A 12,733-nucleotide genomic window follows, 5' to 3' on the forward strand; every position below is an offset into this window, starting at 1 on the left:
AGAGTCTGACTAACAGGCCACATCAACAGGAAGTAAGTCTATGCTGTCGATTTTTGATATTTTTAAAGTTGGGGTTGGACCATCCAGTTCCCACACCAACGGGCCAATGCTGGCTGGCCACCATTTTACACGTCTACTAAACGAGTCGATATCCAAGGTACATCGGATACAGGTTGATCTGTATGGCTCTTTATCCTTAACAGGTATAGGACATCATACGGATCGCGCTGTCATTCTCGGGCTGATGGGCAATCGGCCTGATACGATTAAAATTACCAGTGCCAAGCAAGCTTTACAGCATACGTTAGACCATGGGTCTCTGTTACTAGCAGGTGCCCATACCCTAACGTTTCACTATGAAAACGACATTATATTCCATAGCGACAACCTGCCTTTGCATGAAAATGGCATGACCATCACTGCGTACGACTCCTTTGGCGCACAGCTCGCATTTGAAACCTACTACTCTATCGGCGGTGGTTTCATCGCCACGGCGGCTGAGCTAGAAAATGGAAGCAGTGATCAACCAGTCAAAGTCCCATATCCGTTCACCTCTGCAGACGAAATGCTCAGTATGGCAGAAGAGCACGGGTTTAGTCTTGGTGGCATGATTCTGCAAAACGAAGTGTGTTTCTTTGACAGTGATGAGATTGACAGTAAGGCCGAACAGATCTGGAAAGTGATGTCCCTTTGTATGCAACGTGGCTTCGAAAAAGAAGGCGTGTTGGAAGGAGGCTTAAATGTCACGCGACGTGCTCCCAATTTGCTGAAAAAGCTGGAAGCAAACGAAGCGATTGAAAACGATCCAATGGAGATCATGGACTGGATTAACTTATTTGCATTTGCGGTCAGTGAAGAAAATGCAGCAGGAGGTCAAGTTGTTACCTCTCCCACCAATGGCGCAGCAGGCGTTATACCCGCTGTACTGATGTACTATCATCGATTTATTAAAGAGTTAGACCTCAAACAAATCAAAGATTTCTTAGCGGTGGCTGGCGCTATTGGCATCTTATACAAGACGAATGCCTCAATTTCAGGCGCTGAAGTCGGCTGTCAGGGAGAAGTTGGCGTTTCATCATCCATGGCTGCAGCAGGTTTGACCGCACTGAGAGGTGGCAGTAATGAACAGATCTGTATTGCCGCAGAGATTGCTATGGAACATTCGTTGGGTATGACGTGTGACCCAATTGGTGGCCTAGTCCAAGTCCCATGTATCGAGCGCAATGCCATGGGGGCGATGAAAGCGATCAATGCTTCGCGCATGGCGCTGAAAAGAACCAGCAAGTGTCTAATTTCTTTGGATAAAGTAATCGCGACCATGTATCAAACAGGCAAAGATATGAACAAAAAATACCGCGAAACATCCCTTGGTGGTTTAGCGGTCATTCACATGGCACCGCCCTGCGAATAGTACAAGCGGCTACCAATAGCAAAACCAACACAAAAAAAAAGCGCAACTGTTTCTGCGCTTTTTCTCAGTTCAAGTAAGGCTAGATCTTATCTGCGACTGCCAGTGCAGCGGATAAGGTGTCTGCACCAAATTTAAGACTTCTTTCTGGCGACCAACCATAAAGTGGGTCAGGATAATCGTTATTATCTTTAAACGGCATTTCGATGGTGTAAGACAAGCACTTGAATTGCTCCGCGACCCAATTTGAACCGACTGTCAGGTTAGCTTTGCCCGGTTCATCTTTGTCATAGCCAAACTCATCTTGGAATTCTGGCGTCACGGTATGCAGTGCCTGTTTGAATGCAGTTTCAAGTGAAGCCAAGCGCTGATCATAAGAAGGAATGCCTTCTGAACCGGCAACAAAGTTGTAAGGAATGGCTTCATCACCGTGAATATCAAGAAACATGTCCACACCAGTTTCAAGCATCTTCTCTCTTACCAAGGAGACTTCTGGACTTTTCTCCATGCTTGGAGATTGCCATTCACGATTGAGGTTCACCCCCACCGAGTTGCAACGCAGGTGCCCGCGGATACTGCCATCTGGGTTCATGTTCGGCACAACATAAAGTACCGCTTTGTCGAGCAAAGCACGTGCACCAGTGTCTTCATCATCCATCAAACGCTGAATCAGCCCTTCCATAAACCATTCAGCCATGGTTTCACCGGGGTGCTGTCTCGCGATGACCCAGATTTTCTTCTTACCTTCTTCAGGTTCACCAAAAGTCAGCAAGCTCATGTCATTGCCATCAAGGGTATGCCCAAGAGTTTCTAGTGTACAGTGATGAACGCTTTGCGCTGCATGCAATAGATCTTGGTGTCGGTCATAGCTGTATGGCGCAAAATACGCAAAATAGATTGAGCCATGTTCTGGGATCACAGTAAAACTCAGTGTATCTCCGTCAAATTCGGCAGGGACTCGAAACCACTCTTCTCGGTCATAAGACGCTACCACGTCATAATCCTTCCAACCCTCTGGATATGCAGAATTTTTGAGGTCAACGATCTGGATTGAGTGTGATTGCTCCGCTTCTGTCTCCAGTCGAAAGTGGAACCACTGATAAAACTCAGACTGATTGTCATTCGGGATCTTTAGTTGAATTGCCTCTTTATTATCGGCATTAACGACTTCAATATTACCACTTTCGAAATTGCTGAAGATCTTCATTGAACTACTTTCCTTATCAATAACAACGACTTTACCTAGAGACTAACACACTGGCTTGGGCACAAAAATGACAATCCATACACCTGCTTAAAAGCCTCACTAGACGATGTGTTACAACGCAAACGATTTGGATCAATTTATATGTAAATAGTTCTGCGTTTTTTGCAAAAACTCGTACATCCGTAATCTGATCTGAGATAATGGCATCAGTTTATAACACTCGGCAATTAATACTATTATCAGATTTTAATTCTATATCAAACTCTAAATATGAGGCTATTATGTGGAATAATCTCAATAAATCAATGATGTTCTGCCAAGCAATGTTTGGTTTATCATTCTATGGTGTCATGGTGATCCTGACCCGTTTCTTTTTAGAAGATCTGGGATATAGTGAGGCAGACACTATGATGGTTGTCGGAGCTTTTTCTTCTATAGGCCCACTGTTCGCTATCGCGGGTGGATTCATAGCAGATAAATTCCTTGGTGCCTACCGCTCACTCACCATTGCTTACGGCACTTTTAGTACTGGCTACGCGCTACTTGTACTCGGCGCATCAACAACAAATATACCAATGAGCCTTGTCGGTATCGCACTGGCGAGTTACGCTCGTGGTTTGATGTCTCCCTCTTACCCAAGCCTTTACAAACGTACTTTCTCCACTGAAGAGGACTTTGAAAACGGCTATCCCGTTAACTACTCAGTGAATAACGTCGGTGCACTTCTCGGTCAATACCTATTCCCAATGTTGGTTCTTGCCATCGGCTTCCATGGCAGTTTTATGGTATCTGCGGTAATGGCTGGTCTCGCTTTTGTCACTCTGGTGATCTTCAGCAAACCCTTGGTTAACGTTGGTGAAGATATCGACAAGAACTCAGTGAGCCTGAAAAACTGGTTATCCTTCTTTGCCCTTTCAGCAGCGATGGTTGGCTTAGTGTTCTTCATGTTCTCCAATATGGATATTGGCCAGAACATTGTCTATGCCATCGGTGCTGCGGCTATCTTGTATTTCTTCACATTGATGATCAAGTCAGGCAAGTCAGATGCATTGAAAATGGGCACAATCCTTATCATGACTGTACTCACGACTTGCTTCTTCGTGTACTACGGTCAAATGATGACTTCAATGACCATAGTGACCATCAACACCATGCGTGGTGACCTGTTCAACATAATCCCTATAGCTCCAGAAGCTTCGATGGCAATGAACCCACTTTGGTGTATTGTTGCTGGACCCGTGATTGCCATGACGTTTTCTTCTCTAGAGAGAAAAGGCATCAACTTTTCCACGGCGACAAAGATAGGCTTTGCGTTTATTTTCACCGCTATCGCTTTTGGTATTCTGACAATAGCAGTAATGAATGTGGGTGAAGACGTTGTGATTCGTCCTGAAGTCTTCTTAGCGATTCACTTCTTCCAAGCATTTGCCGAAGTTATTGTTGGTAGCTTAGTCGTAGCCTTTATCCTTTCAGTAGCGCCAAAACACATTGAAGGTTTCTCTGTGTCACTCTTCTCAGTGGCGATAGCACTGAGTGGTATCGTGGGCGCGGTATTCTCAACCTCAATCGCGCTTGAAAAAGGCCAACAAATCACGCAAGAGATCGTACAGAATGTTTACGGCGATTACTTCCAATTGCTGACCGTACTCGCCGTTGCAATGGTAGCCATTGCTCTAGTTGCATCGGTTATCATTCGCAAGATGCTAGACGCGGCTCGTGCAGATGAGCAACCTGAGTTGGTTGAAGCAGAAAACTAACCGATACAAGAAACAGAAAGCCCCGGTTAAAATCCGGGGCTTTGGGTTAGTTGCTAGCGAAATAATTTTAGGCAATTAATCTCTATCGAACGCTCGGTAGTTGTAGTCTACATGTACAACAGGTTGGTAGGTAATCTGACCGTCAGGCCCCATCTTCTCAGTCAGAGTTACTGTCGAATCTTTAATTTCTAGCGAACGTGTCACTTCTGGGTGCCACAACTTTAAGCTCAAGTGACGGGTCAGCTCTCTAGAAGACATCGAGTCAATGTCATTGATGATATCTTGACCTTGAGCGTAGGCTGCCTCTTTCGAGGTTGCAGACTCACCGTTTACTGTTTTTGTATCAGAGTACATGCGGTATCCACCAGCGACCGCGGCAGTAGAGGTGATCATTAGGATGGTGGCAATACTTACTAATTTTTTCATAACTGACTCCTTAGTTACCTTAAACTCGAGCTCTTCACTTGACTCGAATACCTAAATGGTACGTAGCAGAAGACCAAAAGGGCTTAGAAAATATTGCACTTGTTGTTCAATAAATTTGAAAAAGAAAACGTCTTTTTGTCGCCAAAAAATCAGGGCCTTAGTGGCTTGTAATATGCATATGGCAAATATAACTTTGCTTCAATGGCTTATGGTTCCGATTCTTATTCAGAGACCAAAAAACTCTTTTGGCCTATATACTGATTGGGAATAAAACAAACAATAATTATCATAGTACAAAGAGGAAATTGTTGTCCGAGGTGGTGTTATCCACTAGGCAGTGAATAAAACTAAAGAACTGTCAAAACCAACCCAGTCAAGATCAATGTGGTTCCGGTAAAACGCGTAACCAAGAACTTTTCCGATAACCAAATAATCCCAAACACCATGCCAAACACTATACTGAGCTGCCTTAACGCAACGACATAACTGACGTTGTCTGTCATTGTCATCGCATACAGAACGAGACCATAAGTCGTCGCCATCATAGTACCCGCCAACGCGGATGGCTTTTTAATCATCCATGCTTGCTGAAAGTCTTCTAATCGTCTGGTCACTAACAAGTAAACGACGAGACACACAGCAATAGACCAAAATTGGATGCCAAGATAAAAAATCGCCGAGCTCCTGTCACTTAACGCATGGCTAAATGTACTCTCCAAAACCAACAATGCCTCTTTATCTAGAATGGAATAGCCTGTGGTCCCTAGCGCAGCAAGCAGTGCGTAACACACGCCCGCGTTGAAGTAGCCATTGACATGAAACTGCCTAAATGATTCTAAAGGCACAAATAAACAACCAAGCGTGATAAGCGAAAAGCCAATCCAACTGAGCGTTGACAATTCATAACCCAGAGCAACCGTACCCGCACCAACCATAAGCACAGGTAGCGCCCGCGCTATCGGATAAATGACCCCAATATCGGCATGCTTATAAGCAAAGCCCAGACCCAACAGGTAAATCATCTGCGCAATACCACTGAACAACAAAATCTGCCAAAAGACGTTGGGAAACGACGTTAAACCGACTTGATGAATGTACCAAATCACATAGGGCGTAAGCAGCAATGCTACCGCTGAACTGCTGGCGAGAAAGAAAGCGGGCCCAGAAGCCTTATTATTTTTACTGAGCAAATTCCATCCTGCATGGAGAAAAGCAGAAATAACGACTAGAAAAATAGCCCAAACAGACATAGCGAACCTTTGTAAAAAGGGCTTCCAAACAGAAGCCCAGTAAATTGAGATTAGTGGTTGAGTACCGCGATAGATTCAATACTGATCGCATCATGGCGCCAATATTCAATATCACAATCAATAAGTTCACCATGCTGATTGTAGTTGATACGTTCGACCACCATAGCGGGTGTGCCCGACGTAGCTCTCAACGCCTGAGCAGTATCTCCCAACAAACTGCTGGTACTGATGCGATAGCGAATTTTCTGATACACCATGCCGAAATGGTCACGATAGATATCAGTCAACGATTTAGATAAATCGAAGTCCAAAAGGTTAGGAAACAACTCAGGGCGAATATAGTTAGTCACAAAGACGACTGGGCGATCTTCTAGGTACCTGACCCTATCGACTTGATACACATCCGAGAATGGTTGCAGCCCAAGCAAGCTAGCCGCCTGCTTATTTGCCAGAATACCTTTCGCGGCAACCAGTTCGGTCTTTGGTACACGGTGTTGTGCCAACGCCATGTTACTAAAATTGAGCGTTTGAGTGGGATCATACTTAAGTGGCTGCGGGGAAATAAACCAGCCACGTCGGTCTTCGCGATAGATACGGCCTTCTGATTCCAGTAACGACAGCGCCTCACGTAGTGTCACACGAGTGGTATCAAACGATTCTGCCAATTTACGCTCCGCGGGTAGTTTTTGCCGCGGTGAAAGTAACCCTGATTCAATCTGCTCAACAATAGAATCTTTTATTTTTACGTATTGCACTCGTTGTCCTTACCTTTTGCGCCATGCCTGTGTTCTGTTTTCTAACCATTTCCCCAGCGTCATATGTACTAGCTTGGCAACAGAGGCTGAAATCATGATCATCACCGCCATTGCGGCTGCCGCGCCCGTTTGGCCTGCATCGTCCATATTTAATACAGAGACAGAAGCCGGAATGGTTTCAGTTGAATAGATGAATACTACCGCAGAAGTGGTGGTTAATGCATTAATAAACAAATACGTAGCGATATCCAATGTCGCAGGGACGCAGACGGGTAATGTGACTTTAAAGAACAACTTATATTGAGGTAGCTTGACGGAAGCTGCTGTCGCCTCGATTTCTGCTGGGATCTGCTTCAGCGCTGTCACGGCAGTCATATGGCCGACGGTGTAATAGTGAACCACGGTATTGATTACCAAGAATGCCATCGTACCATAGAGAAAGCTCAGAGGGTTGTTCGCATCGTTAAAGTAGAATATATAGCCCAACCCAAGCACCATGCCCGGCACTGCCATGGGTACCACACTTAACATTTGCATAGCCTGCCTTACAGGAGCAAAGGCGCGCCCTTTCTCGATGCAGTATGCTCCGACCAATATCAATGTTGTACCAATAATGGCAGTCCATGTCGCCAGTGACAATGAGTTGAAGTAAGGTTGCCAACCATAAGTGCTCATTTCGGCAAAGTTATAGTTGTTCAGCGTTAATGCTTTATTCCAAGGCCAGAACGTCACCAGAGAACCATAAACCGCCATGCCCAGCACCGTAATAACGGCTAATGAGATCAATGAGCAATACAGGAAACACGCACCATCTCGCAGTTTGTTCGGTTCAGGTTGATAGGGTACGGAACGCGTATCAAACAGACTCTTTTGCTTTTTCTGCACCCAGCGGTCTGCGACGAATGCTAACAAAGCGGGAATCAACAACAGAATACTGGTCACTGCACCCATAGAGAAGTTTTGCTGCCCTACAACCTGCTTAAAGATATCCGTGGCAAGAACGTTGTAGCTTCCACCGATAACTTTTGGCACACCAAAGTCACACACAACCAGAGTGAAGACAACAATCAAGGTACTGATCAAACCGTACTTCGCCGCAGGCAAAGTTACGATAAAGAATGTTTTAAGTGGCGATGTTTTCAACGCGCGAGCCGCTTCATACAAACGCGCATCAGATGTACGAAGCGAGGTAGTCAATATCATCAACGCGTGGGGAAAGGTCCAAAAGATTAATCCTAGCGCAATACCAATTAGGCCATATACGGAATTTCCACCCAAGATCTCTTTCGCCACACCCTGGTTACCAAATAAAAAAATCAAGCTGATCGCAGGTAACAGCGAAGGAGCAAGAATAGGCGCAGTACCCAAGACATGGAACAAGCCTTTCATCGGCATACAAGAGCGAGTCAGTGCATAAGCATAACCAAATGCCAATACACCAACCACAGCGGTTACCAGCAAGCCAACCGTCAATGTATTGCCGAGAGACTGCCACAAGCTCGCCTGTGAAAAATAGCTGGCAAAATTGGCTAAGCCAACAAATTCACCTTCCGTGCCCTGCACGCTTTTCGCCAACATCGCCCATAAGGGCATGACGATAAAAATCACCAGCAACGAAAACAGAAGTGTAAGTAAACCAAACAAGACGATGTTGTCGCAACTGATACGCTTTAGCTGGCTAGTAGAGTGATTCTTAAGAGCAGTCAGCGTCGAATTATTCATTGTATTACTGTCCATTGCATTCATCCTAAGCCGCAATCGCTTTGTCGCCATTTGGGCTTAACACTGGGTATGCTCTTGCTCCTCGCTCGGCAAACTGAATATAACGAATATCACCAACGCGTAGCTTCATGTTTTGCGCTTGTTCACCGGAAACGTCAACAAAGATGGGAGCTGCGAGCTTGTCGTGTTGCAACTCACACTCATATCGGCAGAACGACCCTAAAAACTCATAGGTACGAATACGGATTGGCAACGCATCCTTTACTTGTTCGGAAAAGCGAACATTTTCTGGACGGATTGCTAAGTCAAAACGGTCACCTCGGACCAAATTTCGGTTCTCCAGCACAGGAGCTTGAATGAGTGACTCGGCAATACGTAGCTGACTGTCAGTTGCGACTGAAGCACCAATAAAATTCATGCTGCCAACAAACTCAGCAACAAATCGGGTAGCAGGCTGTTGATAGATTTCCTGTGGCGTGCCAACTTGCTCAATAACGCCGTGATTCATGACCACAATGCGATCTGCCATTGACAGCGCTTCATCCTGATCATGAGTCACCATAATGGTGGTGATACCCAGCTTACGTTGTAGTTTACAAATCTCATCACGCAAGTGAACACGTACTTTGGCGTCCAGCGCAGATAAAGGTTCATCAAGCAGTAGCAAGCCCGGAGAAAGAGCTAAAGCACGGGCAAGTGCGACACGCTGCTGCTGACCGCCAGATAACTGGTTTGGATACTTCTGTCCGGATGTAGCAAGTCCAATCATCTCCAGCCACTCATCGACTTTCTCTAGTGCTTCGCGGGTCGACATGCCTTGGTTCTTCAGGCCAATAGCAATATTTTCCTCTACAGTCAGATTAGGAAACAGAGCATATGATTGGAATACAATGCCAAAATCGCGCTTTTCAGGCGGCAGGAAAGTCGTCTCTTCACCGTGTTGAGAAATTGAACCTGAAGTGGGAAGATCGAGCCCAGCAATGGCTCTCAGTAGCGTCGTTTTACCACAGCCAGACGGGCCTAGGAAACAAACAAATTCGCCTTTTTCAATGGCAAGTGAGATATTGTTAAGCGCGGTGAATTGTCCGAATTGCTTTACAACGTTTTCAATCTGTAGATAAGGTTGGTTAGTTGGCATAACACACTCTCCAAATGGTATATACCAACTCTAATTCTGGTTTATTTCAGACGCATGACAAATTTATAGACCAAAGATGACAAACACATGAAAGGCAGGATGGTTTCACCACAAGAACCGACTCCGATTAATCCCAAGTGACAGACATTTTGTAATATGGGATATCACCTTTGTAAAAGCGCCCGCCTTGCTCTGTCATACCAATTCTTTTGTACACAGATAACGCACTCTCACGAGCATCACACCAAAAAACGATAACGCCCGTATTCTGCAATTGACTAATAATAACTTTGAGTAGGTTTGAGCCTATCCCCTGCCCTTGATACTCAGGAGAAGTGGCAAACTTTCTCAATCGAGCCACATCATCGGTAACAAATACAGAAGCGACACAAACAAGCTTCCCCGCGACAAATGCACCAAAATGTAAGCTCGCGTCATCTTCTTCTAAACGACAAAAATCGACACTCTTATCTGGCCAGAGTACCCGATGCCGTAAAGCAAGCGTGTCTTCTGCTGAGATCTTTCTAACGTCCATGATGTCTTCTACCTCGCATAACCTTTGAACAAATTTGCCTGTGATCAAGCCAAAATGCAAAAGGGAGAGCCTATGCTCTCCCTAAAATACTCAGCCACAACCAATAAGTTTATCTAGGCCTTATGATTTTGGCTCTGATTTAGCGTCAAATTTTGCCGACCAGGTTGCAAGGATATCTGCGCGCTTGCTACCCATTTGAGCAAAGTCCATCTCTGCCATGTTCTCTTGTACATTAGGGAAGTGAGAGACGGTCGCTTTGACATCTTTATGAGCAACAACCGGATACATTTCTACGTACAACTCGTTAGCCGCTTTAGAAATAGACCAATCAACCACGCGCTTGGCCGCATCGGACTCTTTGACTAAGCCTACCGCTTCTGACTCCCAGCCAATGCCTTTAGGTGTGATCACAGCCAAAGGTGCGCCCTGACTCTTCAACTTAGCACCACGGCTAGCCATAGAAATACCAATCGCCACTTCACCCATACCTGCTTGTACACATGGTTTAGAACCTGAGTGGGTATAATGTGCGATGTTTTTATCCAGTGCTTTCATGTAGTTCCAACCTTTGTCTTCACCCATGTTTTGTAGCCATGCAGAAACCTGCATGTAACCTGTACCGGACGACGCAGGGTTTGGCATCGCAATATGACCTTTGTAAACCGGATCTGTCAGGTCTTGCCATGATGTAGGTTTAGGTAGGTTAAACTGTTTCGCCACCACTTCATTGAAACAAACGGCATTGAAAAACGCATCATTCCCAAACCAAGCCTGATTCGATTGCGGGTCGTTAAGGTTCGCATGCAGAAACTCTATACCTTTAGGCGTGTATGGTTTAAGCAAGCCTTGCTCTTTCAATAATGCCATTGAAGAGCCCGCTAAACCCCATACTACTTCTGCGCGTGGATTATTTTTTTCTGCCAGCAACTTAGCCGTCATGATACCCGTAGAGTCGCGGACCCACTTGATCTTGATGTCTGGGTTTTGTTTCTCAAACGCAGACTTGTACTTTGCAAGAATGTCCGTTTCAAAAGCGGTGTAAACCGTTACTTCCTGAGACGCCATTGCATTCGTTGCTAGCATAGAGACAAGCGCAGCCAGCGATCCTTTCATCAAACGGTTGTTCATCATTTTCTCCAATTAAGACGATTTGTTGGAAACCGATTGACATGCACTCTCATCGCAAAAGTCAATTGGTCTGTACCAATTGGTGATATACACCCTAAAATGGCATTGTGACGATCCTATGAACAATCGATGGCACTTTTTAGAAACCTCGTCAAAAGTTTGGTTAAGTTAAACGCCCAATCTATATGATATTAAAGTTTTATGAATTTGAGTTTTTGTCTATTTACTCATCGTTTTCTGCCCTGATAGAGTGCACTTAAATTCTGGTGTATACCAAAATAGGATGAAAATGAAAAACGAATACTTACTGCTAACTCCTGGACCACTTTCAACGTCAGAAACGGTCCGTGAAGCTATGTTAAAAGACTGGTGCACTTGGGATGATGAATACAACAAAGACATCGTAGAAGTGATTCGCACTAAATTAACAAAGCTGGCAACTCAACACCAAGGCTATACCAGTGTGCTTATGCAAGGCAGTGGCACAGCGTCAGTAGAAGCCACCATTGGCAGTGCGATCGCAAAAGAAGGCAAACTGCTCGTTGTTGACAACGGAGCCTACGGCGCGCGAATTGCAAAAATTGCACAGTATCTGAATATTCCTTGCCATATCGTTTCCCCAGGCGAAACATCACAGCCGCACATGAGCGAGGTGGAAACAGCACTAGCAAGGGATCCAAGTATTACTCACGTTGCCATTGTCCATTGCGAAACTACAACTGGCATGCTCAACCCAATTGAGGCGATGACTCAATTAGCAAGGCAACACGGTAAAGTGGTCATCCTAGATGCGATGTCTAGCTTTGGCGGTATTCCAATGGACATTGGCGAAATGGGCGTTGACTTTATGATCAGTTCTGCCAACAAATGTATTCAAGGTGTACCAGGGTTTGGTTTTGTCATAGCAAAGCAAAGCGAACTGGAAAGATGCCAAGGGCAAGCCCGTTCATTGAGCCTAGATTTGTACGATCAGTGGAAGTGTATGGAAATGAACCATGGTAAATGGCGTTTCACTTCTCCAACGCACACTGTACGCGCTTTCTACCAAGCTCTGTTAGAACTTGAACAAGAAGGCGGGATTCAGGCACGTCATACGCGTTATCAGACTAACCAAGCAAGCTTGGTCTCAGGCATGCGTTCGTTAGGCTTCGAACCGTTGTTACGCGATGAGCTTCACTCACCAATTATTACTTCTTTTTACTCCCCGACTCATCCGGACTACCAATTTAAGGCGTTTTATGACCGCCTCAAAGAGCAAGGGTTTGTCATTTACCCGGGCAAGGTATCTAACGCAGATTGTTTCCGAATTGGCAATATTGGCGAAGTCTACCCGCAGGATATTGAACGTTTGATCGGTGCAATCAAGAACGCCATGTACTGGAAAGAAGTGCAAACGGTAGCCTAATC

At 45.2% G+C, this 12,733-nt stretch carries 11 protein-coding genes; 3 read left to right on the forward strand and 8 right to left on the reverse strand.

The annotated features are described in order from the left end of the window. The first annotated feature begins 40 nt into the window (after positions 1-40). Positions 41-1,411 carry an L-serine ammonia-lyase gene (locus TW84_RS19315; protein ID WP_045977262.1) on the forward strand — a complete coding sequence of 457 codons (1,371 nt, stop codon included), beginning with the start codon at positions 41-43 and terminating at the stop codon, positions 1,409-1,411. A 79-nt stretch (positions 1,412-1,490) separates the two neighbouring features. Here TW84_RS19315 and TW84_RS19320 read toward each other — a convergent pair whose 3' ends face one another. Next, positions 1,491-2,615, reverse strand: coding sequence for a M14 family metallopeptidase (locus TW84_RS19320; RefSeq protein ID WP_045977263.1), 1,125 nt, complete (start codon positions 2,613-2,615; stop codon positions 1,491-1,493). Positions 2,616-2,896: 281 nt separating this feature from the next. Here TW84_RS19320 and TW84_RS19325 point away from each other — a divergent pair, with 281 nt between their 5' ends. After that, positions 2,897-4,372, forward strand: coding sequence for a peptide MFS transporter (locus TW84_RS19325; RefSeq protein WP_045977264.1), 1,476 nt, complete (start codon positions 2,897-2,899; stop codon positions 4,370-4,372). Between the two features lie 75 nt (positions 4,373-4,447). Here TW84_RS19325 and TW84_RS19330 read toward each other — a convergent pair whose 3' ends face one another. The 7 genes from TW84_RS19330 to TW84_RS19360 form a co-directional block, all read right to left on the reverse strand. Next, positions 4,448-4,798 carry a DUF3316 domain-containing protein gene (locus TW84_RS19330; protein ID WP_045977265.1) on the reverse strand — a complete coding sequence of 117 codons (351 nt, stop codon included), beginning with the start codon at positions 4,796-4,798 and terminating at the stop codon, positions 4,448-4,450. 347 nt (positions 4,799-5,145) lie between these two features. After that, positions 5,146-6,048 (reverse strand): EamA family transporter, encoded by a 903-nt coding sequence (locus tag TW84_RS19335; protein WP_045977266.1) that lies wholly within the window; start codon positions 6,046-6,048, stop codon positions 5,146-5,148. A gap of 50 nt (positions 6,049-6,098) precedes the next feature. Further along, entirely contained in the window at positions 6,099-6,803 is a 705-nt protein-coding gene (phnR, locus tag TW84_RS19340; protein ID WP_045977267.1) for a phosphonate utilization transcriptional regulator PhnR, read from the reverse strand. 9 nt (positions 6,804-6,812) lie between these two features. Beyond that, positions 6,813-8,525, reverse strand: a complete 1,713-nt coding sequence (locus TW84_RS19345) for a putative 2-aminoethylphosphonate ABC transporter permease subunit (protein ID WP_420806558.1) — start codon at positions 8,523-8,525, stop codon at positions 6,813-6,815. 25 nt (positions 8,526-8,550) lie between these two features. Next, positions 8,551-9,663, reverse strand: coding sequence for a putative 2-aminoethylphosphonate ABC transporter ATP-binding protein (locus TW84_RS19350; RefSeq protein ID WP_045977269.1), 1,113 nt, complete (start codon positions 9,661-9,663; stop codon positions 8,551-8,553). Positions 9,664-9,790: 127 nt separating this feature from the next. After that, positions 9,791-10,198 (reverse strand): GNAT family N-acetyltransferase, encoded by a 408-nt coding sequence (locus TW84_RS19355; RefSeq protein ID WP_045977326.1) that lies wholly within the window; start codon positions 10,196-10,198, stop codon positions 9,791-9,793. 120 nt (positions 10,199-10,318) lie between these two features. Continuing rightward, positions 10,319-11,329 (reverse strand): putative 2-aminoethylphosphonate ABC transporter substrate-binding protein, encoded by a 1,011-nt coding sequence (locus tag TW84_RS19360; RefSeq protein WP_157634071.1) that lies wholly within the window; start codon positions 11,327-11,329, stop codon positions 10,319-10,321. A 286-nt stretch (positions 11,330-11,615) separates the two neighbouring features. Here TW84_RS19360 and phnW point away from each other — a divergent pair, with 286 nt between their 5' ends. Next, positions 11,616-12,731: a 2-aminoethylphosphonate--pyruvate transaminase gene (gene phnW / locus TW84_RS19365; protein ID WP_045977271.1), complete on the forward strand. Its 1,116-nt coding sequence runs from the start codon at positions 11,616-11,618 to the stop codon at positions 12,729-12,731. Positions 12,732-12,733: the final 2 nt, after the last annotated feature.

This window comes from Vibrio neptunius, assembly GCF_000967495.1.
In the GTDB taxonomy this organism is placed as follows: Bacteria; Pseudomonadota; Gammaproteobacteria; order Enterobacterales; family Vibrionaceae; genus Vibrio; species Vibrio neptunius.